Source organism: Pseudomonas sp. NPDC090208 (genome assembly GCF_044746785.1).
Lineage (GTDB): Bacteria > Pseudomonadota > Gammaproteobacteria > Pseudomonadales > Pseudomonadaceae > Aquipseudomonas.
Genome location: NZ_JBIVCU010000024.1, coordinates 22,295 through 47,467 on the forward strand (window position 1 = coordinate 22,295; position 25,173 = coordinate 47,467).

25 protein-coding genes are annotated in these 25,173 nt (G+C 61.7%); 23 read left to right on the forward strand and 2 right to left on the reverse strand.

Annotation, left to right across the window (positions count from 1 at the left end; genetic code table 11):
- Position 1: 1 nt before the first annotated feature.
- The 9 genes from ACIPL0_RS28135 to ACIPL0_RS28175 all read left to right on the forward strand — a co-directional run bounded on the left by ACIPL0_RS28135 (position 2) and on the right by ACIPL0_RS28175 (position 10,568).
- Positions 2–2,683: a glycoside hydrolase family 19 protein gene (locus tag ACIPL0_RS28135; protein WP_400731667.1), complete on the forward strand. Its 2,682-nt coding sequence runs from the start codon at positions 2–4 to the stop codon at positions 2,681–2,683.
- A 71-nt stretch (positions 2,684–2,754) separates the two neighbouring features.
- Positions 2,755–3,072: a hypothetical protein gene (locus ACIPL0_RS28140; RefSeq protein ID WP_400731669.1), complete on the forward strand. Its 318-nt coding sequence runs from the start codon at positions 2,755–2,757 to the stop codon at positions 3,070–3,072.
- A gap of 103 nt (positions 3,073–3,175) precedes the next feature.
- The gene (locus ACIPL0_RS28145; protein WP_400731670.1) at positions 3,176–4,447 is read left to right on the forward strand and encodes a hypothetical protein; all 1,272 of its coding nucleotides are present in this window, start codon (positions 3,176–3,178) and stop codon (positions 4,445–4,447) included.
- On the forward strand, positions 4,447–5,268 hold the full coding sequence (locus ACIPL0_RS28150) for a hypothetical protein (RefSeq protein WP_400731672.1): 822 nt from the start codon (positions 4,447–4,449) through the stop codon (positions 5,266–5,268). Before ACIPL0_RS28145 ends, ACIPL0_RS28150 begins: the two co-directional genes overlap by 1 nt.
- 53 nt (positions 5,269–5,321) lie before the next feature.
- Positions 5,322–7,748 carry a hypothetical protein gene (locus ACIPL0_RS28155; protein WP_400731673.1) on the forward strand — a complete coding sequence of 809 codons (2,427 nt, stop codon included), beginning with the start codon at positions 5,322–5,324 and terminating at the stop codon, positions 7,746–7,748.
- A gap of 50 nt (positions 7,749–7,798) precedes the next feature.
- Positions 7,799–8,353 carry a hypothetical protein gene (locus tag ACIPL0_RS28160; protein WP_400731674.1) on the forward strand — a complete coding sequence of 185 codons (555 nt, stop codon included), beginning with the start codon at positions 7,799–7,801 and terminating at the stop codon, positions 8,351–8,353.
- 59 nt (positions 8,354–8,412) lie between these two features.
- A complete protein-coding gene (locus ACIPL0_RS28165) occupies positions 8,413–9,177 on the forward strand; it encodes a hypothetical protein (protein ID WP_400731675.1) in 765 nt (254 codons plus the stop codon).
- A complete protein-coding gene (locus ACIPL0_RS28170; RefSeq protein WP_400731676.1) occupies positions 9,158–10,057 on the forward strand; it encodes a hypothetical protein in 900 nt (299 codons plus the stop codon). The genes ACIPL0_RS28165 and ACIPL0_RS28170 overlap by 20 nt, the downstream gene beginning before the upstream one ends.
- Positions 10,047–10,568, forward strand: a complete 522-nt coding sequence (locus ACIPL0_RS28175; RefSeq protein ID WP_400731678.1) for a hypothetical protein — start codon at positions 10,047–10,049, stop codon at positions 10,566–10,568. Before ACIPL0_RS28170 ends, ACIPL0_RS28175 begins: the two co-directional genes overlap by 11 nt.
- Before the next feature lie 57 nt (positions 10,569–10,625).
- On the opposite strand, the gene ACIPL0_RS28180 is transcribed toward ACIPL0_RS28175, so the two are convergent.
- A complete protein-coding gene (locus ACIPL0_RS28180; RefSeq protein WP_400731679.1) occupies positions 10,626–11,198 on the reverse strand; it encodes a helix-turn-helix domain-containing protein in 573 nt (190 codons plus the stop codon).
- Positions 11,199–12,511: 1,313 nt separating this feature from the next.
- On the opposite strand from ACIPL0_RS28180, the gene ACIPL0_RS28185 reads away from it, so the two are divergent.
- From ACIPL0_RS28185 to ACIPL0_RS28235, 11 genes are all read left to right on the forward strand, one after another.
- A complete protein-coding gene (locus tag ACIPL0_RS28185) occupies positions 12,512–13,756 on the forward strand; it encodes a hypothetical protein (protein WP_400731681.1) in 1,245 nt (414 codons plus the stop codon).
- Between the two features lie 89 nt (positions 13,757–13,845).
- A complete protein-coding gene (locus ACIPL0_RS28190; RefSeq protein WP_400731682.1) occupies positions 13,846–14,436 on the forward strand; it encodes a hypothetical protein in 591 nt (196 codons plus the stop codon).
- On the forward strand, positions 14,433–14,849 hold the full coding sequence (locus tag ACIPL0_RS28195) for a hypothetical protein (protein ID WP_400731683.1): 417 nt from the start codon (positions 14,433–14,435) through the stop codon (positions 14,847–14,849). The genes ACIPL0_RS28190 and ACIPL0_RS28195 overlap by 4 nt, the downstream gene beginning before the upstream one ends.
- Positions 14,846–15,718, forward strand: a complete 873-nt coding sequence (locus ACIPL0_RS28200; protein ID WP_400731685.1) for a hypothetical protein — start codon at positions 14,846–14,848, stop codon at positions 15,716–15,718. The genes ACIPL0_RS28195 and ACIPL0_RS28200 overlap by 4 nt, the downstream gene beginning before the upstream one ends.
- A complete protein-coding gene (locus ACIPL0_RS28205) occupies positions 15,715–16,185 on the forward strand; it encodes a hypothetical protein (protein ID WP_400731686.1) in 471 nt (156 codons plus the stop codon). Before ACIPL0_RS28200 ends, ACIPL0_RS28205 begins: the two co-directional genes overlap by 4 nt.
- Positions 16,186–16,313: 128 nt before the next feature.
- Positions 16,314–16,604 carry a hypothetical protein gene (locus ACIPL0_RS28210; RefSeq protein WP_400731687.1) on the forward strand — a complete coding sequence of 97 codons (291 nt, stop codon included), beginning with the start codon at positions 16,314–16,316 and terminating at the stop codon, positions 16,602–16,604.
- A gap of 9 nt (positions 16,605–16,613) precedes the next feature.
- A complete protein-coding gene (locus tag ACIPL0_RS28215) occupies positions 16,614–16,928 on the forward strand; it encodes a hypothetical protein (RefSeq protein WP_400731689.1) in 315 nt (104 codons plus the stop codon).
- A complete protein-coding gene (locus ACIPL0_RS28220; protein ID WP_400731691.1) occupies positions 16,921–17,298 on the forward strand; it encodes a hypothetical protein in 378 nt (125 codons plus the stop codon). Before ACIPL0_RS28215 ends, ACIPL0_RS28220 begins: the two co-directional genes overlap by 8 nt.
- Positions 17,295–19,043, forward strand: coding sequence for an SNF2-related protein (locus ACIPL0_RS28225; protein ID WP_400731693.1), 1,749 nt, complete (start codon positions 17,295–17,297; stop codon positions 19,041–19,043). The genes ACIPL0_RS28220 and ACIPL0_RS28225 overlap by 4 nt, the downstream gene beginning before the upstream one ends.
- A complete protein-coding gene (locus tag ACIPL0_RS28230; RefSeq protein WP_400731694.1) occupies positions 19,040–19,279 on the forward strand; it encodes a hypothetical protein in 240 nt (79 codons plus the stop codon). Before ACIPL0_RS28225 ends, ACIPL0_RS28230 begins: the two co-directional genes overlap by 4 nt.
- Positions 19,276–19,677, forward strand: coding sequence for an ASCH domain-containing protein (locus tag ACIPL0_RS28235; RefSeq protein WP_400731696.1), 402 nt, complete (start codon positions 19,276–19,278; stop codon positions 19,675–19,677). Before ACIPL0_RS28230 ends, ACIPL0_RS28235 begins: the two co-directional genes overlap by 4 nt.
- A 105-nt stretch (positions 19,678–19,782) precedes the next feature.
- Here the strand turns inward: ACIPL0_RS28235 and ACIPL0_RS28240 are convergent, their stop codons facing one another.
- Positions 19,783–20,229 (reverse strand): hypothetical protein, encoded by a 447-nt coding sequence (locus ACIPL0_RS28240; RefSeq protein WP_400601707.1) that lies wholly within the window; start codon positions 20,227–20,229, stop codon positions 19,783–19,785.
- Between the two features lie 111 nt (positions 20,230–20,340).
- Here ACIPL0_RS28240 and ACIPL0_RS28245 point away from each other — a divergent pair, with 111 nt between their 5' ends.
- The 3 genes from ACIPL0_RS28245 to ACIPL0_RS28255 all read left to right on the forward strand — a co-directional run bounded on the left by ACIPL0_RS28245 (position 20,341) and on the right by ACIPL0_RS28255 (position 25,166).
- Positions 20,341–20,565 carry a hypothetical protein gene (locus tag ACIPL0_RS28245; RefSeq protein ID WP_400731697.1) on the forward strand — a complete coding sequence of 75 codons (225 nt, stop codon included), beginning with the start codon at positions 20,341–20,343 and terminating at the stop codon, positions 20,563–20,565.
- Between the two features lie 239 nt (positions 20,566–20,804).
- Entirely contained in the window at positions 20,805–21,101 is a 297-nt protein-coding gene (locus ACIPL0_RS28250; RefSeq protein WP_400731698.1) for a hypothetical protein, read from the forward strand.
- A gap of 144 nt (positions 21,102–21,245) precedes the next feature.
- Positions 21,246–25,166 (forward strand): hypothetical protein, encoded by a 3,921-nt coding sequence (locus ACIPL0_RS28255; RefSeq protein WP_400731699.1) that lies wholly within the window; start codon positions 21,246–21,248, stop codon positions 25,164–25,166.
- Positions 25,167–25,173 lie beyond the last annotated feature (7 nt).

Genomic DNA, 25,173 nt, shown 5'->3' on the forward strand with positions numbered 1-25,173 from the left:
CATGGCGTCCCTTGACCACGATCCGGCGTCCGGCTTTCTGCGCGGCGAGAGCGTAGCCGCCGAGATCGAGCAGCTGGCGCAGGAAGTGAAGCTGCTGCGCCAGATTGAGAGCAACACCAGCAAGATCGCGCAGCACCTGGGCCAGCTGAGCCAATCGCGCCGGGCCCGCCCGCCCGCGCAACCGGCGCCGCCGGACGTGGCGGGTACGCGCAGTGTGTCGAGCACCCGCCGGGCGGCCAATGACCCGTCACCGGCACAACCGCGCTCGCCGGGCAGTTCTGCCGATCGCACGTCGTCGACGTCTCCCGCCGGTGCTGGTGCTGGTGCTGGTGCTGGCGCGAACCGGTCCGGCTCCCGTCGACTGCCGGGCATGACCGATCAGGCGCCCGCCAGCCCGCGCCAGCCAGGCACCCGCGATGCGTCCGGGCGATTCACCCGTGGCGACGGTTCCAAGGGCTCGCCGAACGGCTACAGCGCCGCCGACAGCGCTGAGGGTGGTGGCGCCAGCACGGCCAAGGCCATTGGCAGTTCGATCGCCGACGCGGTGCGCGATGCCAGCAACCGGTTGACCGCCGACGTCGACAACGTGGACCCGACCATTCAGGCTGCCAAGGAGGTCAGCAACATCCTGTCGCCCGCGCTGGCGCTGTTCAAACCGCTGGGGCGCCTGTTCGGTCGCGACAAGGAGGCCAAGCAGACCAAAGAGCACCGGGAGAACGTCAGTTGGTTGCGCCGTATCTGGCGTGGGCAGCAGGATGCGAACAAACCCAAGGGCGGTGGACCGGGCGGCCTGCTGGGCATGCTGCTGGGGCTCGTGTCGGCGATTCTGGCGCCATTCAAGGCCTTGGGCCGTATGTTGGGGCTGGGCAGTGCGCTAAAGGCCGCTGGCAGCCTTCTGCCGGGCCGTGGCGGGCGTGCTGGCCGGGCGGCGCGCGGTGGCAGTCGTTCCGGGGCGCAGGGCAACGGTCTGCCGGTCGCTGAAGGTGGCCGCCGGGCGCGCACGGCGGGGGCGCAGGCAGGCGGTATCAACGGCACCGTCGGCGATGCACCGGGCAGGCCTGGCGCTGCGAAGTCGGGCGGGGTGAAAGGGGCGCTCAAGAGCGCAGGCGGTGGGCTGGCGAAGCTGGGCAAGGGCCTGTTGCGCAAGCTGCCGATCATTGGTGCGCTGTTCGGCGGCGCCATGCTGGCCAGCGATGCGATGGCCGATGATGACCCGAACCTGTCCAAGGAGGAGAACAAGAAAAACAAGTGGGGCAACGTCGGCGGCGGCATTGGCGGCCTGCTGGGCGGGGCGCTGGGCATGCTGGGCGGTCCCGCTGGCGCGCTCGCAGGTGGCCTGCTGGGCGATCAGCTGGGCCAGGCGGTGGGCAAATGGCTGTCGACGGTCAATTTCGACACCGTGACCGGCGCCATCACCGACACGTTTAGCGGGCTGGCGGACAAGGCCGGTAAGGCTGCCGATACCGCGTTCGGGTTCATGAAAGAGGGCTGGGACAAGCTGGTCACGGTGGGTTCCGGCGCCATTCAGGGCATGGCCGACTGGGCGCGCGACACCTGGAAGAGCGTCACCGACAAGGTGGCGGGCTGGAAAGACACCGCTGCCGACAAGATCCAGACCGCCAAGGACTATGTAGGCGGCAAGGTCGACAGCGCAAAGGACGCCGGGTCGAACCTGCTGTACAAAGCCACCGGCGGCAAGCTGGGCGGGGGCGGTTCTGACGCGCGCAAGGCCGAGCTGGTCAAGGCCATGGATGAGGGCGGTATTACCGACGAAAAATCCAAGGCCGCGTTGATGGCCAACATGGATCACGAGAGCGGCGGGTTCACCAAGAAAGAAGAGAACCTGAACTACAGCGCCAAGCGCCTGCAGGAGGTGTTCCCCAAGTACTACAAGGACGCCGAATCCGCCCGCGCCGACGCCGGAAACCCCGAAGCGATCGCCAACAAGGTCTATGGCGGGCGCATGGGCAACGTCGATCCGGGCGACGGGTACAAATTCCGTGGGCGTGGCGACACGCAGCTGACGGGCCGGGCGCAGTACGAAGCCATGGGCAAGAAGCTAGGTATCGACCTGGTGAACAACCCGGATCTGGCGTCCGACCCGCGCTACTCGGCGAAAATCGCGGTCGCCAACTGGAAGAGTTCCGGCGCCGACAAGCTGGCCAGCGCAGGCGACATGACCGGCGCCCGCAAGCGCATCAACGGCGGGCTGAACGGCATTGATGACGTCAACGGCAAGTATGACGCCTATCTGGCCCAGGCAAAGGCTGGCGACCTGACCCCGACCCGCCGGGCGGACGAAATGAAGGTGGCCGCGCCTGCGGGCGTCAACACGGCGGTGGCCAGCACCATGGCCACGATGTCGGCGCCGAAGAACGTCGCCAGCGCCCAGGGCGTGACGCCGATCGGCGTGCTGGCGCCGACCGCACCGCGCCCGGCGGCGGTGGCCACGTCGAGCATCCCGGCCACCCTGGCAGCGCCGACGCTGAGCAGTTACGCGCCAGCCGCGGCGGATGCCAGTCAGGCCAAAATCCCGTCCGTGGTGGAAGCCAAGACGCCGCCGCCGGGCAACGCATCGGCGCCAGCGACCACGGTCAGCGTGGAAATGCCGCTGTCGCAGGGCGTCGAGGATCGCGGCATTGCACACGCCTCGGCGGGCGGTCTGGGGATGATGCGTATGTGACCTGCAAACCGTCGCCCGGTGGCGGCGGTTTTGTTTGCCAACATGGACGCAAAGCACTCTGAGCGCCCGTCATGGCCGAAACCCTGAACACCGACCTGCTGTTTCGCATGATTGCGCACTGGCTCAATACCAAGCCGAACAGCTACTACGGCACGACCTACGGCAACCCGCTGGAGGACATGCTGCAGAAACCCCTCAGTTCTCCGATCGCTGACGCCTTCCTGGCCAAGATGCGCGAGGACATTCCCGTACTCGCCGCGCTGCCGTCTGGGACCATCAACCTGTACGTCACCAGTGAGGGCGTAGACATCAAAAACATCTACATCGAAGTGGCCGGGCAAACCCTGAGCATTTCCGATCTTGCCGAGGTGTCGCGTGGCAATTACTAAGGACGAATTCATTCAGTCGGCGGTCAACGAGATCAGCGACTTTCAGACCCTGGCCAAGCGGTACCAGATTGGTGACCCGCTGATCACGCAGGGCCTTGCGTCGATGGCCGCCATGCTGGCCGATGTCAGCAATCAGGTTGAAGTCACCACGGGTGAAACCTTTCTCAAGGCTCGCGACGTCACCGTGCTGGCAGACGCATCGGTCAAGGGCGTGCTTCCTGTGGGCACCCCCTGCATCGCCTCTATCAACGTGCAAAACGTGGGCACTACGGTCGTCAGCATTCTGGCCGGTCGGGTGCTGCAGGACCAAAGCGGGCGTATGTGGATCGTGTCGGTGGGCGCCACCAACATCATGCCGTCGGAGTCGCGGACCATTACCGCTCGACAGGTGGAACTGCGCACGTTGACACACACGGTCACGCAGAACATGCCGTTCTACACCATCGATCTGGCCGCGCCAGCTGTGGGCTACATCGCCGAGATCGCGGTGGCGGGCTGGGAGTACACGCCGGAATTCTGCAACGTGATGGCCGGGGAGCTGATCTATCACATCCGCACTGATGAAAATCAGGTGCTGAGCATTCAATTCGGCGTGAATGGGCTGGCGGGTACGCAGCCGGTGATTGGCCAGCAGATCACGCTGTCGATCTACGACACCGAGGGCGATATCAGTCCGACGTTGGGGATGGGCTTCACCTTTGAATATTCAGTGGCCACTGAAAATGTGGTGATGAGCCTGGCCAGCGTGGAGCAGACCGGCGCGGCACCGATGGACATCAACACGATGCGCGAGGTGTGCTCCTACCCAGGCATCTACAGCGAAAACGCGGTTTTTCTGTCCAACTTCGACTATCTGGTACGCAAGAAGATCAGCCCGGTGACGTTCCTCAGCATCTGGAACGAGGCGCGAGAGGAGGAGGTGCGCGGGCCGGACATCCTCAACGTAAACCGGCTGTTCGTCGCTGTGCTCAAGGAGGGGACAGTACAGCAGGCGCTGCAAGACCAGATCACCGCCATCATCAAGAAGGCCGATAACAGCTACCGCCTGCGCTTTGTGCCGGTGGTGGAGGTCGAATTGTCTATGTCGCTGACGTTGACCGTGCCGTCGACCGTGGACGCGGCAGCTGTCAGACAGGCTGTGGTGTCGCAGGTGCTGCAGAACTATGGCAGAAGCTCCGCATGGGCCAAGCGCGGGGAGGCGAAGATTCTGAATAAGGATCTGTACGACCTGTTCAAGAAAAACGTGCCAGAGCTGACCCAGCGTGTCGCAGACATCACGATCAACAGCATCGGCACTGATACGGATCTGCTGCCTGAGCACTTCCGTTACGTGACTGAGCAAAGCCTTACCGTGCTGACGGTGGGGGCCAAGTAATGGATCTGATCCCGCTACAACGCAGTGCCGAATACGACGACCTTGAGGCGCAATTCAAGGCTATGTTCCTGCGGCTGTTTGAGGAGAATATTCAGGGGGCGGTGCGTGAGGCCAACGTCTACGGCATGCCCCATCTGGGGCCATATTCGTTCTTGAGCCGCAGTCTGAGCGATGACGGGCTGGCGCTGATGAACAACACGCCAGACGACAACACCCGGTATCTGTTCAATGCCTGGAAATACCTGAACCCCCAGGCCGGTACCGCGTTTCTGGAAATGTACCTGCGGGCGCTGTTCGGCGATAACTTCTACATCAATCAGCTGTTGATCTTGCCGGACGGCGACTATCCGAGTGAGGCGATTTCCGAACCCGAGATCATCGCGCGCGGTGAGGACGTAGACGACTATGTGCTGACAAGTCGCCTGCAGGTCGATATCGACACGCAAATTCTGCCCACCCGCATCGTGGACGCCGCCAAGACCGCTGTAGCGGCCAAGTTCGTGCTGGACGTGCGCCTGGCCAAGAAGATCACCACCGTGATCAATACAGTGTTTGTGGGATGGGGCGTCCAGATCATGCGCGCTGTCGGCCAGTCGCTGTATCACCAGCGCGAGGTTATCGCGGAAACGACTGTGGGCGGCGGCATGGTGGCGGTGGGCAGCGGTGAGGGCGTGAACGTCGTCAAGGGTAGTGGTGAGCAGGTGCTTCGCGACACTCAAGTCAGCACGCAGACCAAAGTTGGCTATTCCAGCCGACCCGGTGCGGCGACCCTGGTATTCGGTCATATCCCCCGCGTAGACATGCAAACCTACCAAAAGTAGGGCGTCTGGGCGCCCTTACCCTTCTGCCATAAATCAACCGCTCAGGTGTCGTTATGGCAGATCCCGTAATCATCAATCCCACGTTGACGCTCGCCGGTCAGGCGGCAGCATTCAACGCAGACCGAACCGGGATTGAGCTGAAAATCACTCACGCATCGTTTGGTAAGGCTCATTACGACCCGGACGGCACCGAGGTTGCTCTCAAAATGCCCGTGGGAAGCAAGATCCCGCTGGCTGGCGGCAGCAAGCCAACGCCCTATCAGCTGCGCATGAGCGTTGCATGGCGCGAAGACGTCGGCGAAGTGCCGGTGGGCGAGATCGGTTTTTGGTCGAACGACATCCTGGTGTTTGTCTGGTCGAAGGCAGACGGTTCCGTTGCGTCGTATAAAACCGATGGCACGACCTACGTGCTTTTCAACGATCTGAGCTTTGCCCAGGTACCGGCGAACAGTATCAATATCGACATCGACCCTAACGAAAGCGTGGCGCTGGCGGCTCTTGCGGCGCACGAAGGCGACCCGTTTGCCCACGCGCAGTACCTGCTTCGCTCTGACGTGGCCAAGGACTTCGGCGCCTTGAACTGGCTCGGCCTTGCTGACGGCACGCCCAATGGACTGGTGCTGACGCTTGAAGCACCCGAATCGCTGTTGCCTGCCTACGCTGCCGGTCAGCGTTTCCAGTTCACCGCTGTACAAGCGAACACGGGGCCGGTCACGGCATCGATCGAAGGTCTGGCCGCTGTCGCCGTCCAGAAATCCGGCAGCAACGGCCTGATGGAGCTTGAAGCGGGCGACATCCGTCCCAGCGCCATGTACGAATTGACGTTTGACGGCGATGGCTTTCAGATTTCCGGTGGCGGCATCGGCGGCGGTTCGTCAGGTAGCACGTCGATCGGCGTGGCTGCGACCTATTCCAAGGATACCGGTGCGGCGAACGCCTATCTGGGCACCTACCTGCCCGCAGTGACGTCGCTGATTGACGGCATGGAGCTGGTGTTTCTGGCCAAGAACGCCAACACCGGAGAAAGTACCTTCTCGCCGAACAACGTGCTGGCGAAACCTATCCTTGACCTACGTTACGGCAAGCTTGTTGCGGGGAAGATCACTGCCGGTTCGATTTGCACGGTGCGTTACTTGGCAAACCTTGATGCTTGGGTCTTGACCGACGTTGCCGGGTCCAACGTACCGACAACCCTGGCGGGTTACGGCATCACCGACGGCGTGAGCAAAGCAGATCTGGATGCGCTGGCAAACTCCCAAGCACGGGTAGTGACGGCCCCTGTTGTGTCCGGCGGGTCCAGCGTGACAGCAGGTACCGTGGTGACGTTGACGGCTACAGCGAGCAGCTTGCTATCTGGCGGCACGATTGCCAGCTTCGTGTTCGTTCTACCGGACGGTACGTCTTCGACCGTGGCAGCAGCCAGCGGAAGCGCCAGCAAGAACGTTACGGTGACCGGTAGTGTGGGAACGGCCTACAAGGTCAATGTGTACGCAATCGACAACGCGGGTAATAAATCGAGCACGGTACTCAAGAGCATCACGGTGTCCAACCACGCGGCGCCAACCGTTCCAGCGGCAGCAACCGCGCCGACGACGGTTTACCAAGGGACCACAGGGAACAGCGTATCGGTCAACGGCTCTACCGCCTCGGATGGAGCAACAATCACCTACAGCATTGAGCAATCGGGTGGTGCCGCGCTTACCTTCAGCAAAACGTCTGGGATTGCGGCAGACGAAGTGGTGACGTTTACCGCGCCGAACGTTTCGGTAGACACTCCGGTAACAGTCAATTTCGTCGCGGTTGACTCGTTGGGCGGTCGCAGCGCTCCGCTTTCCAAGTCCGTTACCGTGTCTGTAATCCCAACAGTGCCCGGAACGCCATTTGGTGGCGGTTACTACGTTGGTCGTATGAAGTTCCCCGATGGCACTAAATGGGCGCTGGTTGTTGCGCCTGCATCGGGTGGTTCTACCAGCTACTTGATGGCTCAAAGCAGTACTAACGGAGCTATTCCTGGCACGGAAAGTTTGTACGATGGCGCTGCAAATACTGCGGCAATGATCGCTGCTGGTGAAAACACTCACCCCGCCGCGAAGTTTTGTAAAAACCTTACTATCGGTGGATTTACCGATTGGCACCTTCCTTCCAAATTTCAACTGGAAATGCTTTACCACAACTTCAAGCCTACGACCGATGCCAACACGCAAGGCAACCAAAACTATGATGGGGTAGCTAACATATATGCTGACCCACCTACAGGAAACTATACGGCAACCGACCCGGTGCAAACGCCATTGGCGGCATTCAAAGGCAGCGGTGCCGAGTCTATTGGTGCAGGTCGAACATATTGGAGTTCTACTCAGTACAGCACCAACTATCAGTATTGCCAGCATATGACCAATGGGACTTTAGTTGCATGGTACAAATCTGAAGGTAACGGCAGCCAGATGTCTGTCCGTGCTGTTCGCATGGTCAAAATCTAATCGGATTGTTGCGGTTGCTAAATATTGATTAGCGATCGAAAGGAGCAAGCATGCGCTATTTGAAATACACGAACGTAGACAGCGTGACAAAAATTTCCGTCTCCAATGCCCCTGCAAGTAATGGACCGGTAGACCCAGCCGTTGCAGGACTTGAATATGGTTTCGTGCTGGAGTCGTTGTTTCCGACTTCCATTCCGTTTTACTACGGGACATGCCCGGACGATTCAGAAATCGATGTGCCCGGCGTGATCGAAGAAGTTACCGAGGCACAGTACAACAGTGCTCGTGAACAAGAAGCACAGGATATGGCTGCGAAGGCCCTGGCCGGTATCAAATCGGTGTTTGAACAGGCGGTGCAGAACAAGCTTGATTTTGCTGCCCAAGCTGCCGGTTACGACAGTATCGCGACGGCGGTGAGTTATGCAGAGGAACCGGCAGTGGCCAAGTTCCAGAATGACGGCAAGGCGTTGCGCGCCTGGCGCTCGCTGGTCTGGCAATACGTCTACCAGCAACTGGATGCGGTGCTGTCCGGGCAGCGCGATCAGCCGTTGATCAAGGAGCTGCTTGATGAGCTGCCTGTATTGACCATGCCCGAAGCCGCATAAACGCGGCATTTCTCAGGATCGATCGGCAGGCGCTATCTGGTGCCTGTCACGAGGGTTTTATGCCAGAACAACTCAACGGCAGTTTCATTCAGCAAAAAGTGGCCTTCGGTTACTACATGCTGGAGTGGTTCCAGCAGCTGTACGCCGACACCGCCGCCATCAAGGAATTCGCCTCCCGACGCCCCGCGCAAGCCATGCAGTGGGCGCCGTCGCGCATGCTCGACGAAGTGGAGAAGATGCTGGCGCAGTACCGCAAGAACGAAAACGGCCCGCCTGGCGCCACCAGCAAGCTGCCGATCGTGCTGCTGGCCACCGATGACGACTTTTTGGGAACCGGCGCCGACTGGGGCGGCCACCACACCGGTTTTGAAATGGTGCAGATCCTGGAAGGCGGGTCGTGGTACGAGCACCGGCAGGACATGCACGACCGGCGCATTCAGGTTGTGGTGGTGGCCAATGACGCCGACACGGCCAAGTCGATCGCGGCGCAGCTGAGCGCGTACATGCAGGAACCGCATCACCGCTACATGACCGCGAAGTACACCTTCGGCCAGTACGAGATCCCGGCAGCCATGCAGCTGGAGACCAAGCGCATCGACTGGATGAGCGTCAAGACCGACCTGAAAAACCTCAAGATCGTCGCCGCCGACATCGCGCTCAAGTGCGTGGTGCCGATCCTGCGCGGACCAGCCGAGGGCGAACCGAACGACGGTACCGCGAACATCCCGCCAGGCTTTCCGGTCACCAGCAAGGTTCACAACAAACCGAGCATTGGCGCCGACTTCGACCACATGGTGAGCGGGCATGAACGTATTACTGAGTGAGAACGGCAACCAGCTGCCCACCGACGTGGTGATTCGCTGGGTGAACCGCTCCGACCTGACGCCGGTACCGCGCAATCTGGAATTCACGGTCAAGCTGATCCCCGGCGTGGAAGACAAGCTGAAACGCGGTGTAAGCGTGTGGAGCGGGCGCGAGAACCTTGAATACAAGATCGTCAAAACCCACAAGATGCCGCCCCTGGGCGAGGTGCAGGGCAAGAGCCAGCAGCAGGCCATGGGCGTGACCGCGTTGCTGGCCAGCTGCGCACCGCTGGCCGAGCAGCTGGCGCAGGCGGTGGTGCTGCGTGATGCGTCGTTCTCCGATGCACTGCGCAGTTGTGGGGCGTACCTGCGCATCGGCTCCGACTTCAAGGTGCCCCGGTTCACCTGTCTGCGCGGTAGCAAGCCCAGCTATCAGGTGGCGACGGTGCTGCAGGAGGAGGGCGCCGCGCTGGTGCTGATCAACAGCAGGCTGGAAGTCATGCGCCTGACCGACCTGGCCAAGCAAAAGCCGGTCGACGACATCGGGCAGGTGGACTCCGCGGCCAAGATCGACAGCGAGTTTCTGGAGCTGATGAGCATCCCCAGTTTCTACAGCGTCAACGATACCGGCGCGATCGTGGCCGGGCAGATGGGCGATGCCCGCGTAATCAACTTCATGCCGCGCGGGGATGCGCGCCAGCTGCGCAACGCATCCAGCGTGCTGGTCCGCACCAAGACCATCGACTCTCAGCAGTGCCAGCAGATTCAGGCAGGTAACGTGCTGACGGTGGGCGGGGAGAATCTGGTGGTGATCACCGCCGCACACGCCGCCGTGCAGAAGACCGGCGCAATGGAGAGCTACAGCCGCTTGTGGCTGGGGAGACTGGTCAATGCTGGATAGATGGACACCGGGTTTTATCGGCAAGGTCGACCGCGATCGGCGCGAAGTGCGGGTGTCGTTTCCGCCGCACACCGACGGCGCCAGCGAGCTGCCCATTGCCGAACTGAATTACCCGCTGGGGGATCACTCGCCCAATACCGAAATACGCCTGGTGGAGGGGACGCCCATCTGGCTCGACTTCCGTGGGGGCGATCCGCGTTACCCGATCATCATCGGCCAGCGGGCGATCAATGAGGGTAACGAGGTGGGAACCCGGCGCTGGAACCACGACAACTTTGAACTGAACGCAGACAAGAATTTTACGATCAATGCTGGCGAGTCGATTAACCTAATTGTGGACGGGACGTCGTTCAGGTTAACTGCCGCTGCCATCAAAGCGATCGCGGGTGCGCATACGATTGAAGGTCCGGTAACTCAGACGGGTGGAGACATGACCAGCGACGGAATCAGCGCTCAGAAGCACACTCACGTCGAGCAGGGAGACGGCAAGCCGGTCAGTCCACCGCAATAGCGGTGAACACAGTGCGTTCATCCCTGTGCGATATCTCACAACCGTGTGCGGTATGGATCAAATCAGATCGAGCTGATCGTTTTCCGGGTTGGCGCCAGACCTAAGCGCGGGCAGGTCTGGCAGGGTTTGTTCAATCTCGCCCTGATTCGGCGGTGGCAGGCCGGGACCGTGCGGGGACTGGATATCGCCGGGGCCGAGTGTAGGCACCTGCTTGAGCGGTTCGGTACCCAATTCAGGGTTATCCCGCTCGTTGACCAGTACGCGGGCGTTGAACGTCGCGTACTTCAGGTTCTCTCGCTTGTCAGCCCACGCAACGCGGGAATTCACGACATATGCCAGCGTGCTGCCCCGGCCTGAGCCGATATTGACGGTCTGAATCCAGTTGCCAGCAGCCAGGTCAGAGACCGCCCGCTTGATGGTGGCCAGCGAGCATTTGCACAGTTCGGCCAGGGTAGACTGGCTGGCGATCAGGGCGCCGCGTTCGTCCATGTTGGCGATCAGAATGTGCAGCAGCATCGCCGCCCGCGAGTTCTCGCGACCAAGCTGGGCCCACTGTTCGTGAGCGGCCCGCTCCGTCTGAACCCAAGTGCCTCGGGTTTCTGGGACGTTGAATTTGGTGATTTCTGACATGCTGCGACCCTGATGTGCGTACTAACCTGCACTTGTGATCGACAGTGTGCGGCGATGCGCTTTAGCGGTCAATGGTGATTGTTAGCGTGCAGCGGTGAGCTAGGGGTAGTTCAAATCTGAGCTGTAAGTGGCTCACGGCTGAGCCGGGGGTAGCTCAAATCTGATCGTTAGCGTGCAGATGTGAGCCAGGGGTAGCTCAAAATAAGTAGCTCAATAGCGTGAGCTAGGGGTAGCTCATCCTACTGAGCTACCTGACGCCCTGGAGGCCGCGATTTACAAGGGATCAAATGTCCTGCTGTCTAATGATCTACTGACACACCGCGTTGGGTCGGCCAAAAGTCGCCTGCGGCAGCGGCCAGTCGCTGACGGCTGACAGACTGGGCTGCGCCTGCGCTAGTCACCCGCCATCGACCGGCTTCGACACGGCCTGAAAAATATTTTTGGCATGAGAAAAAAGGGGCTGTGGGAGCGGACAACCGTTTGTCGGCGAAGCCCATTCTGCAAGGCTTTCAGCCGTGATGTATGTCCGGGGATGCTTTAAAAATGGCTGTCAATCCGTACAGGCTGTACGAATAGCCACTATGGCACAGAAATGTAATACAGGTTTATCCTGCGGCCCAGATACGACAAGGCCCGCTGTTAGCGGGCCCTGAAGGGCTAATGCGGAGGTGCAAACTCCCTTAGCCTGGAGTCGAGGGAGAATCCTAGCTTGGCGGCGGGAAGACTCGACTCTGTAGACCCAATTTTCGCGCTATTCAGCGCGCTTGTCTACAGGTCCGTCCCCTCAACTCATCGAGCAGTCGCGCTTTTTTCATGCGCGCCGAGCGTACTCGGCTGCCTGCGAAAAGACGTAATCGTGTGCGATCGACAGGTTTGGAAATCAAGCGTTTGTTACCTGTCTTTGCGACTGTGCGGCCAAATGGGGAAACATTGCACATGGCCGACCGTGCGACGCGCTTCACGCCTTCCCAGAATCGCAACCTGGGGGCGCTGTCAGTGGGTAAGGGGATTTAGACCGGCACCACGTTAAAAACGCCGAGGGGACCGCCCAGCAGGGTAAGGTTCGGCAGCGCAGCAGGCCTATGAAGTGTCTACTCAGCGGGCAATGGGGGCAGGAATCTCGCCGATTCTTCCGAAAGTGAGTAGCAAGGCGGACCACTCGAAACCTTTACGGGGCCGGGAGGGCTTGCCTGTCTTCGAGCGCAGCGAGGAGACAGGCAAGCGGCAGGTGTTGCGGCGCAAAGCGCCACATTTTCCGCGCGCTTTTCGCCTTTAGGATGCTGGGATTGTCGACACTTTCCGAGGCTCGCCCCATGGCACAAACCAACTCCCTGGACTTCTCTACGCCTGCCGGTGCTGAAAAAGCATTGAGCAAGGTGGCGCAATTGATGGGGCGTGCGGGACAACCCGTAGCCGCGACCGAATTCAACCAGAAACCCAAACGCTCCTCCGACACGACTTACCGTGAGGCCTATCTGACGTTGGTCAGCGGGCAGATGGTGACGCTGCGTGTGAATGGCACGGGCGATATCTACCAGGTGTTGCTCAACAATTCTGCGCAACCACTCAAGGAACACACGGACACCGAAAAGGCGGTGATCGAGATCGCGAACCTTGCCCAGAAGAATCAGGCCGCGTTCCAGAAGGCGCAGGCGCGTAAGGCTGTGGCGCTGCCCAAGGCCATGACCACGCCAAAGCCCAAGATCGCCGACGCCCTGGGACAGCAGCTGACCGAACTCGACAACCAGATCAGCGAGCGCAAGGCCACTATTGCCGAGCTGCGATCGAAGCTTGGGGCCGGTGCGATGACCGATAGCGTGGACACCGAACTGTCCGAGCTGGATAGCGTCAGTCGGGAAGTACTTGAGCAGCTGGCGCAGGCTGATGGGCAGGCGGTGGAAGACGGCGACCTGATCAGTAAGCAGGGGCGGGATGGCTTGCTTGAGCTGGGGCTGATCGATCGCTACACCGACAAGGGCGATAACGTGCTCAACGATAAGGGCCGGTCGGTGGTGGCCATGCTCGACGCGGCAAATGTACGCGTTCCTACGCCCAATCTGGCACCGGATGTGCCCACAAGTGCTGCAGAATCCACACAGGAACGCGTACTTTTTTTTGCGAGCGCCTATGTTGCGGCTCGCGAGCTGGGTGCGGCGACCGGTGTGGTGCTGGATAGCGCGTCGACTGATGGCGCGAAGGGTGCTCTGCAAGTGGCGTTGGACATCGTGGAGACCAACTGCCCGTTGAACCTGGAAGCGGGCAACATCGAGCAGGCCCGACACGAAATGCGTATGGCTGCGTCCTACCGCGCCGCCATTGCCATGCTCGACAGCGCTGCTGCCCGCCAGATGGATGACGCCGCGCTGGCGCAGCTGGTGGCGATCGCCAAGGCGGACGCCGCGTCAGAGGATGAAATCGCCGATCAGGATGCGCTGGCCACGCTGGTGGCGCTGTCGATGGTCGACGTCGCCGCGGGAATCTACTTCGTCAGCGAGCCAGGGCGCCAGTACCTCAACGACAACGGGTTGGATGCGTACGGTGAGCCGTTCGTGGAGTGACCCGAGGCGCCGGTTTCGCTGCCGGAAAGGCTTAGTAAAAGTTATAAAAATATTGTTTAATGCTCGTGTATTTGTACGGGGATTAGGCAATGGGAAAAATTGGCTGGATGCTGGTGGCCAAAGCCAGCGAGGAAGATTTGCGCAGCGTCGATCAGGTCGTTTACACCCTGGAGGCGATTGGCTACGGGCGTCTGCCCGATGAGCTGTGCGTGGAGGAGGTCGGCGAGGCCTTCGACGTTGAAGATCGCGCCCAGTGCCAGCGGGTGATGCGCCACCTGCTGGCCGTCACCAGCACCGGCAGCGTAGGCCGCGCGGCGACCGGCCTGCACACCGTGTTCGATCCGCGCAATGAGGTGCTGGCGCTGGATTCCGACGTGCTGGAGCTGCACCCGCGATTGGTGCAGGCCCTGGCCGCCGCCGAGCAGCTGCAAGCCTCCGGGTGGGCGCCACTCACCGGCCCCGGTCAGATCCAGGAAGGCGATTTTCTGAGCTTCACCGTGGGCGGCACGCCGATGAGTGTGAAAGCGCGCATGGTGCTCAACGCCGGTACCGATCGGGAGGAGGTCGTCTACAACCGCCACCGCAATTTCTACTTTGTCACGTCTATGGCAGTGGACGGCACCAGCACGCACAAGAACGTTTTTGTCCGTTCGGCGCGCCCGGCAGAGGCCCAATCATGAGAATCTGGCTTGACACGGAGTTCAACGGATTCGGCGGCGAATTGATTTCGATTGGCATGGTGGATGAGCACGAGCGGCCTTTCTACGCCGTGCTGGAATGCACCGCCCCCACGCCGTGGGTGGCTGAGAACGTCATACCCAAGCTGGCCTTCGACTCAATTGATCGCCCAGCGCTGCAAATGGCGATGCGTCGGTACCTGTGCCAGTTCAATGAGATTGAAGTGATCGCCGACTGGCCGGAAGACCTGGCGCACTTCTGCGCGCTGCTGATCACCGCGCCCGGCGAGTGCATGGCCTTGCCGCCTCTGACGATGACGCTCTGCACCTACGCGCCCGAGCCAAGCGAATATCCCCACAACGCGCTGCACGATGCCAGAGCCCTGCGCAAAGCGGCTATGAGGGGCCTGCTATGAGCAGCTTTGAACACCTCAGAGCGCTGGCGCTGGCCGTTGATGCGGCCAAAGACCAAGGCGACAAGGTGTACGGTGAACGTCTGGCCGACTTCGACGAAGAGGTCACGCCAGAAGCTGTGCAAGCCATGTTTGCGGAGCTGGATGCGCTTAGAAAGCTGCCCACGGCCTGGACTGAGGTTATGGACCAGTCTGTCGAATTGGATACGTTGCGTGATGCTCAACTGGCATGGCTGAGCGAGCGCGACCGGCTGCGTACTGAAAACGAGGCATTCGACGACGGCCTGCGCGAGCTGGCATTCCGTCTGAGCGCTGGCGGGTACAACGCTGAAACCCTCACCGCCGCGCAGCTGCTGGCGAAAGTCAATTGGGGCGTCGATAGCTTGGCGAGCCTGTCGGGCCAGCTGGTCGACCGCATCACCGCAGAGCGCACGGAGCTGCGCCTGCAGGTGGGGGCGCTGCGCGACGTCCTGCAGCATCTGGTCAATGGCGATGAAGGCTACCTGGATGCGGCGCGGTCGCTGCTGGCGCTGCTGAAAGGCGAGACCAGAGCCCACACGATCGTGCCGGATGAGCGCCTGCGGGCGCTTGAAAGCCATAACCGCATGCTGCTGGCCAACGCAGAGCTGCATGCGCAGGAAATCGCGGAAGAGGTCGAGCGCACCCGGCATTACATCGGGGTGTTAGGGGGCGAAATCGCCACGGTCGTACACCTCACCGAGGCCGCGCAGAAAGTGCTGAATCACACCGAACAAGCGCACCGGCCACCGGTCCGCGATGACATCGAAACGGGCCGTATGGTGCTGGTGCGCTTGCATGCGCTGGCCGACCTGCAGGACATCGTAAACACATTGGAACGTCAAAAGGCATGAACGTGGAACAGGTAATGGAACCCCTGCACGGTGCTCCCGCACCAGCACCGGAAATGGTCGAGCTGCCGCGCATCGTCGTTGAAACGCTGCTGAATGAACTGGAAGCGCGTGACCCTCAGCACAGCCAGGTGGGCGAACTGCGTCTTGCGACGTCGGCGCCAGCGGTCGAACTGTGGGCGGTATTTGTCCCAAGCGTTGGCGAGGTCTGGCCCGCCATGTCCCGTGAACATGCGGTGCATATCGCTGAAACCACGTTGGCGCGTTATGAGCAAGTGATGGCTGCCGAGCGTATCGATTGCCCGATCACGATCGACGTCGTGCGCTCCCCGTACACGCCTGTAGAGCACTTTGAGATTCTGGCCGGTCAGATGGTCGACGAGGCCGCGAACTACCACAAGGCCGCACTGGAGGCGACAGCAGCACGCGACAAGCTGCGCGCACAGCTGGCGCACACCGTCGCAGAGTGAATCCCCAGCAATAACCCTTCTCAAGGCGCCGATCGGCGCCTTTTTTGTGCCTGCGCCCCTCAAATGAGCCATTCATAACAATAGCGATTTACTGGTATTCTCTGCGCATATTTGTCCGGGGATGACTTATGACTGAGCTTGAGCGGTATGGTGCTGCTATCGCGACCCTGTTTGTGATCCAGGTATGGGCCTTCAGGAGACGTGCGAAGGCGAAAAAGAAGCAGCTGGAAAGCCTGCATTTCAACCCTGGCGCCGGGCGATCGTTGCCGCCGGTGGGGTGCCCGCTGCTGATCAAGGTCGACGACCGCGTGATGAAGGTCCACCGGACAAGCCACATCCAGCGCCCTGACGGCGACATGGAATACATCACCGAAAACGGTCTGGTGCTGGTCGGTCGTTACGACTGGACCTATCCGTAAGGGGACGTCATGCGCAAGAAGTACAAGCTGGACCGTGGCAGCTACGACAACGACGCGGACTTTCACCGGGCGGTCGACATCGCCGCCAATGCGCTGCCGACGTCGGAGGAGAAGGTGCAGCTGATGTTCGCGCTGATGCGGCCCTGCCGGGGATGCGGCGCTGAGGCCACCGGCGAGCAACTGGCGATCAAGGCAAACGTGCTGCACTGCACGTCATGCCAACACGGCATTTCGCTTGCTGTCCATGGCGGCGTCTCGTTTGGGCGGATTGTCACCGACTGGAACGATTCGACCTTGACGATTGAGGCCGCCGCCAATGTCTGACCCGCGACTGATCCTCAACGCCGTGGCGAACCATCTGGCGCGCTACTCCTACCGGTTCGGCAGTGAGATCCAGCTGCATGAGCGCATAGCCGCGGTGCTGGAGCGTCACGGTATCGAGCACCAGCGTGAACGCGTGCTGGATGCAAAGAACCGCGCCGATTTCTGGATTGATGGCCTTGTGATCGAGGTCAAGGTCGACGGCGCAATGTCCGAGGCGCTGCGCCAGGTAAGCCGCTACATCAACCTGCCGCACGTCACCGGCGTGATCCTGGCGGGCACTCCGCGTTGGGCGGCGCAGCCTCTGACCGAGCAGCCCGGATGGCAGGACAAACCCTTTCAGATGATCCGACTGGCAAGGCAATCCCTATGAGCTATGGAAAGGTGCTGTTTGACGGTCGGCGCTGGTTTATCGATTGCGAAGCGCAGGTGCGTACGCGGCTCAAGCGTGTGTTTCCGCGTGTGCCCCAAGGGGCGGGCGAGGTGATCCAGCTGCTGGCCAGTGCGGAGAACAGCCGGGAACTGGAGTGGTTCCTGCAGCGCTACCCGATGAGCATGACGGCAGAGGTGGCCAGCGAGCTGCAACGTCTGGCCAGCGAGCACATACAGATGGAAACGAGCCTGGCTGACCTGCTGGCCGGGCGTACGGTCATTCCGCCGTTTGAGCTGGCCAAGCCTGCGCGCGAGTACCAGCGCATCGCAGCGGCGCAGGTGGACATCAGGGGCGGCCTGCTGCTGGCCGACGATCTGGGCTTGGGCAAGACCGTCACTGGCATCTGCCCCATGGCGATTCCGGCGAACCTGCCCGCTGTCGTCGTGTACCCGGCGGCGCTGCCGAACCACTGGCCCGAGAAGCTGGCCGAGTTCGCGCCAAACCTGCGTGTTCACCACATCAACAAGGGGCAGCCTTACCCGCTGATCAAACAGCCCACCCAGCGCAAGCGCGACCTGTGGGACACGCTGCCGGACGTCATTCTGGTCAGCTACCACAAGTTGCGCGGGTGGGCGGACGTGCTGGGCGAGATCGTGCAGTACGCGGTGTTTGAGGAGTGCCAACAGCTGCGCAACCCGGACAGCGAAATTTACAACGCCTGCCGCCATCTGGCCTCGCAGGCGCGGCTGCGCATGGGCCTGACCGCGACCCCGATCTACAACTACGGCGGCGAGTTCTATCACGTCGTCAACGTGCTGATGCCTGACGCCCTAGGCGGCTGGGATGAGTTCCTGCGCGAATGGTGCAACCGCGACAGTGACAGCAAGCCCCGGTTGCGCGATGCCACTGTATTCGGCGAATACCTGCGCCGTGAAGGCATCATGCTGCGCCGCACTCGCCGTGAGGTGGGCCGCGAGCTGCCCGAGCTGTCGAAGATCCCGCACGAGATCGAGTATGACGCAAAGGTGATGGAGCGCATCACCGGCGATGCAGTGGCGCTGGCCAGAACCATCATGGCCGCCAATGAGCGCCACCGGGGCGAGAAGATGAAGGCCGCAGGCGATCTGGACGTGCTGGTGCGTCATGCGACCGGCGTGGCCAAGGCGCCCTATGTCGCCGAGTTCGTCAGGCTGCTGCTGGAGACGGAACAGCGCGTGCTGCTGTTCGGCTGGCACCGCGACGTGTACGAAATCTGGAAAGAGAAGTTGGCCGAGTTCAACCCGGTCATGTACACCGGCAGCGAATCCCCCACGCAGAAGCAGGCGGCCAAAGAGGCGTTCATCAACGGTGACAGCCGCGTGATGCTGATCAGCCTGCGCGCTGGCGCCGGTATCGATGGCCTGCAGCATGTGTGCAGCACGGTGGTGTTTGGCGAGCTGGATTGGTCGCCGGGCGTGCATGAGCAGTGCATAGGCCGCATTCACCGTGACGGCCAGCAAGACCCGGTAATGGCCTACTTCCTCCTGTCCGACGAAGGCAGCGACCCGATCGTTTCCGACGTGCTGGGCGTCAAGCGCGAGCAGATCGAAGGCGTGCGCAACCCCGATGACGATCTGATCCAGCGCCTGGACGTCGGTGAAAACCACCTGCGATCGCTCGCCGAGAAATATCTCAAGGACAACAACGTGGTGTTGCCTGCGGCGGCGCCTGTGTCACCCATCCGTAAACAGCTGGAGCTTGTATGACCAACGCCTCTATTTACAACGGAATGCGCGTAGTTGCTGAACTTGCCGTGCCCGAATTCATTGAGTCGCACCGTAAGGAGCGTAAGTGGGCGCATCGCGTCATGTGGAACCGTGATCAGCGGTTCACGATCACTCAGCACCGAGTGTTCATGAACGTGGGCGGGTGCCTGTTTGCCCACCCGAAGACGGTCGCCCTGCTGAACGAGCAGCTGGCCGCGCGGGAGGCCGTGAAATGAAGGCGCTGAGCATTCGCCAGCCATGGGCCTGGCTGATTGTCCACGGTGGCAAAGACGTCGAGAACCGCTCGTGGAAGTGGCACCCGAAGTTCCGGGGGCGCTTTCTCGTGCATGCCGCACAGGGCATGACCAAAGACGAATACGCCGAGGCTGCCGAGTTCGCCAGCAGCCTCGGCGTGACAGTTCCCCCGGCGGATCAGCTGCTGCGCGGGGGCGTGATTGGCTCTGTGGTGCTGGCCGACAGTCAGGACACCAGTCAATCGCCCTGGTACATGGGGCAAAAGGCGCTCGTATTGCGCGAGCCGCTTGCCCTCCCATTCATCCGCATCAAGGGTCAGCTGGGGTTTTTCGAGATCCCCAACGAGCAGCTGGTCCAGCTATCCAAGGAAACCGCATGAACGTTCCCACCTACTGCCGGGGCACCGGCCAACGCATCGGCAAATGCACCTGCTACCGCTGCCGTCCCGCCGATCGGCAGCTGATGCCCCGTCCCGTCGTGCCTGTCAGATCATAAACAGGTCGTACATTTCATCCATCGCATCCGATGCGTTGCTGATCGCCCCCTGGCGCTGCTGGAAATGAGCCAGCGCCAGCACGGCCACTTCCCCGTTGCTTAGACCTGGGTGCAGCCGGTACTTCTGACCGGTGTCCGTCACCCCGTCTGTCTCAATCCGTGGTTTGTACCGCGCCGCCGAGTCGCCGACCTTGATCGTCTCGCTGCCTTCGCCCATCAGATAGGCCCGGATGGCGTCGGCCATGTGCTCTTCCGTGAACAGGCAGTCATAGGACTCCGTGCGCCGGTTCGTGATGAACGCATAGCCTTCGTCAGCCTTGTCGCGAAAGGTGGGCGCCTTTTTGGCGATGGCCAGAATGCCGTTGGCCGGGTCCAGGAACGCCAGCAGGGTGACAGGTTCGCCAGCGTAGCCAGAGATCGATGCCATGATTTTCATGTAAAATCCTCATAAAACACAAAAACGCTATTGTTTGGTATTGCACGAAAAACAATAAAATTATAATGTTTCTCCCGTCGAAGGTTACGACACAACGGAAAGGGAGAATTTATGCGAGCGATTATCGGGCGGGTGCCCAAGCAGTTTGTGGTGGGTTTGCTGGTGGCCGGGCTGATGGCGGCTTATGGCTGGGTAGGCAAGAGCGATTACGAGCAGGCCCAAGCGAATCTGGACTTCTACTGTCAGATGGAGGCACAGCACATCTGGCCCAAGCGTGCAGACATGCACTGCCCGGCGCCGCCGCTGGTGCCCGGTGAACGTCTCGTAGCCCTATAGGGGCGTGTGGTTTGATAAGCCTCGGTTCGCCGGGGCTTTTTATTTTGTCCCCGTACGATATTCGATCGCGATTCCGGGTCAGGGGAGACACAATTGCGTGGTTGTGACATTGTGTCGTGTATCATGCGATATCATGATTTCAAACAAAACCCATCCCCACGCAGGAGGCATCAATGCCCGCAGATTCGCCGATCGACAGCGCCGAAAGCTCGCAGCCAAGCAACTCCGGCAAGCAGCGCATGGCCTTCTATCTGCCTGCCGCACAGCTCGAAAAGGTGCGCTTGCTGGCGTACGAACAGGGGCTGTCGCAATCTGTGATTGTCAGTGGTTTGATCGATGCCGCGACCCCAGCTCAGCTGCCCGCCAGCAAGCAGCCGTTCAATGACGCGGTGCCGCATGAGCGGACGCTGTTCTGGCTGACGGAGCCGCAGCGCAAGAAGGTGCGCCAGTGCGCGTTCGACCTGAAGCTCAACAACAGCATTGTGTTGCGCAGCCTGATCGATCAGGCGCCCGAGCCGAGCATACGACGCGGCTAAATGCCCCTGTCGAGCCTGGGCTCGACACCCCCGCAGAGGCGCCTTTCCCGGCGCCTTTTTTGTGCCCGGTTGACGTGAAAACCGGCGCCCGGAACGCCGTTTTGGCCGGGATATCGTGAGGCTTTCCAGCGGAGCCCCCGATAAATGTCAGATCCCTACGCGAAGTTGACCAGCGCCGCGCACAGTGGCGCGTTCGGCCTTGGGTCAAAGACCACGCCGACCGCCGAGCAGGTGCGCGCGGGCAACTACAAGAAGGGCAGCATGCGCCAGCATGGTCTGTCCATCACCATCGAAACCCCCATGTTTACCCCGCGCACCGGCAAGGAGGACGGCAAGCCCTGGTCGATCGTGTGCATGGCGAACTACGGCTACATCAACGGCGTAAACGGCGCCGACGGCGATGCGTTCGACGTGTATGTGGGCCCGGTGCCGGAAAGCCCGCTGGTGGTGGTCGTCAATCAGGTGAAGCGGGATCGCTCCTTTGACGAACACAAGGCTGTGCTGGGCTTCCACGACATCGAAACGGCGCTGAATGCCTACCGCAACAGCTATGAGCGTGGCTGGCAGGGCATGGGCAGCTATGTCGTCTGCACCATCAAGCAATTCAAAGCCTGGCTCAAATCCGGCGACCTTTCCCGGCCCCTTGAGGCCACCGACTTAATCGACGATGAGGTAAAACCTATGACCGGCGCCGTGGTGGCCTGGGGCGACGACAATCTGCCCGTGGGTATGACGTTGGGTGACGTGATGTATGGCCTGCGCCGTGAGGACGCCGACAAGCTGTTGCTGGACAGTGCCACCCTGGCGGACGTCACCGAGTTCCTGAACGACGGCACCATGCTCGACGCCATGGTGATCGAGTACGCGCAGTTCCAGCGCAAGGCCAACCAGCTGCTGCGCGTGATGCAGGCCGCTGGTGCGTCCGTGAAGGCCGATGCGGTCGAGGTCAGCCAGCCATTCAAGAACCGAGGCACCACGCAAGTGGCCATGCTGTTCACCATGAGCGACGGCCAGAGCGTGTCGGTGTTCTTCCACAACCCGGACAGCACGCCGAACAAGCTGACGCCCGCCGACGAGCTGATCAGCTGGAAGTGGGTGCTGAACAAGAAGGACATTACGCTGGTTGTGGCGCCGGAACGTGGCCAGGACATCAACCCGCGCCAGGTGTCTCGCCGCATCATGGCGCTGGTGGAGAAGAACAGCGCCAAGTTCCTCAAGGCCGCAGGTGCCAGCGCCGAGAGCGCAGCAAAGATCGAAGACCTGAAAACGCAGATTCAGGCGAAAACCAGCGAGCTGCAGAGTCTGGATCAGGAGCTGGCCGACCTGCGGGCGAAGGAAGCGGCTATACCGGCGCCGACCGAACCGGCAGCCGGTACCGAGGGTGTGCAGGCCGGTACCGCCGAGATCGTGGCCAAGGCGTCGACGTTCGCCGAACAGTTCCTGGCGCAGGCTGACGGCGTAAACGAGCAGCTGAAAGCCCTGGGCGGCACGCCGCCAACCCACGAAGAGTTCATAGCGCGGGTGAACAGCGGCGATGCGCAGGGCCTGACCGTGGCGCAGCTGGCCGAGCAGCTGAGCGGGTACCGGGCCGATCTTGAGGCGGTGCAGACCGGCAAGAAGACGGGCCGGGCGGTGATGGGCAAGGGCGGCACCAAGGCTAACGCCATCGAATCGCTGACGATGGTGATCGCCGAGACCATGGCCGCGATCGACAGCGGCGGCATCCTCAACACCCGCAACGCTACAGCCTACCTTGAGGAGGTGTCCGAGCAGCTGCGCAACCTGGAAGCGCAGAAGACCGCAGGCGAAGAAAATCAGGACTTCGGCAACGGCGCCGACGACGCGGAAGCTGAGAAGATCGCGCGCTTGCTGGAAATGCTGGCGTCGGCCCGCACACGACTCGCCGCCATGGCGCCGGGCGATGCGTTCTACGGCAACCTGTCCAGTGACATCGCCAGCATGGCGAAACAGCTGTGGGATGCGGGCTATCGCGGCCCTGAAGCGAGCGAGGCGGCCATTCCGCCCCTGTCGAAAGACGACTGGCTTGAGCAGACCACCACGGCGCTGGCGGACCTGCTGCAGGCTGATTACGGCGATGCGGCGGGCGTGCTGGAAGGGCAGCAAGCGATCGCCGATGCGCAGTACGAAGCGCAGGCCACCCCCGAGGCTGCCGCCCGCGCCATCCATCAAGCCGCCACCGGTGAATCGCAGCCAGACATGCTGGGCGATGACCCGGCGCTGCGCGACAACCGCACCGATCTGGAAAAGCTGACCGATGCCCTGAAAGCCGGTAACGCCATGGGGGCGCTGGGCGTGCTGGATGCGATAACCGACGTCGACGCATTGCGTGAAGTGGTGTTGAAGGCCGGTTTCAGCCTGGGCGCCAGCGGCACCAAGGACGAGATTCTGGCCAGTGTCGGGCGTGACCTGGTGCGCGCGGCCAAGGCCAAGACCGATGGTTTCGGTCTGCGTGCAGCGGAGCCCGCGCCAGCGGCAGTGGCCGAACCGCCGACCACTGAGCCCGATATCGAGCCCGAAGACGACGACACCGGCAACATCACCCCCGATGGCCGCATGGGCACCGTCAAGACCGCCAAAGGCCTCAAGGTGGTGACCGGCTTCAAGGTCATTGAGGCGCGCAACCTGATCATCAGCCACGAATCGGACGGCACCCCTAACCCGGACTACCCGAGCGAGCTGCAGCCGCGCGATCGCGCACGGGCGACGTCGCAGGCGTGGGTGCAGAAGACCGCCCGCGATCTGGACCCGGACAGCCTGGGGCGCACCACGCGTGCCGACACCGGCGCCCCGATCGTGGGCCCCGACCGAGTGGTCGAATCTGGCAACGGGCGCGCCATGGCCATCCGTGAGGCGTACCGCATTGGCAAGGCCGACGAATACCGGGAATGGCTGATTGAGAACGCCGACTACTTTGAAGTCAGCGCGGCGAAGATCGAAAGCATGAAAGCGCCGGTGCTGGTGCGCGTGCGGGTTAGCGACGTGAACCGCGCAGAATTCGCCGTAGAAGCGAATCAGGACGACAAGCTGGCCATGACCGCCACCGAGAAGGCGCGCAGCGATGCCAAGCGCCTGGACAGCGCCATGATGGCCAAGCTTGCCGATGGCGACCTGACCAACGCGGCGAACCGCGATTTCATCAACGCCTTCCTGCAGAGCCTGGGCGACACCGAAGCGGCGCAATACCTGACCAGCGACGGCCAGCCGACCGCCAGCCTGATCAGCCGCGTACAGGCCGCGCTGTTTGCCGGTGCGTATTCCGATGACCGCCTGCTGGAACTGACCGCCGACGTCAGCAAGCCGGAAACCGCCAACATCGTCAGCGCCCTGAACATGGCGGCGCCGGACTTCATGCGTGCCAAGGAACTGGACCGCATCGGTACCGAGGATGCGGGCGAGCGTGTGACCGACTCCCTGGAGCTGTCGCTGGATCAGGAAGCGGTCAACGCGATCATTGCGGCTACCAACACCCTGCGCAAGGCCAAGGAAAGCGGCATGCCGCTGGATGAGTTCCTGCGCCAAGGCGACATGTTCGGCGATGTCGACCCGGCAGTGGCGGCCATGGCCATGTTCATCAACAAGAACAACCGCAGCGCCAAGCGCTTGGGGACCGCGTTCAAGGCCATGGCGCAGTTCGTCGAGAGCGAGGCACGCCGCAAGCAGACCGCAGGCCTGTTCGACGATGAGCCCGCCAGCTTCACCGACATCGTGAGCGCCGCCAACGCACAGCTGGAGAAGGAATACGGGGAGGGCGTGTTTGCGATCGAGCAGAACGACCTGTTCAGCCCGCAGCAGCCCCCAGCAGCGCCGGAACCGGCAGCAGAGCCCCCGCAACCCGAAGACGACAAGGACACCGCCATGCAGCAAGCCAAGGCCTTTCTGGACAGTGTGATTGACGGCACTGCCGACTTCAGTGACGCCGACGCGCTGGTCAAGGAGTTTGAACGCGCCTACGCCGAGTTTGGCGAGGAGCTGGGCGGGCTGTTTGAGGACGCGGCCCAAGCCTTCAGTCAGTACGCCCTGAAAGCCACTGCGGAGGCCGTGTGATGCGGGG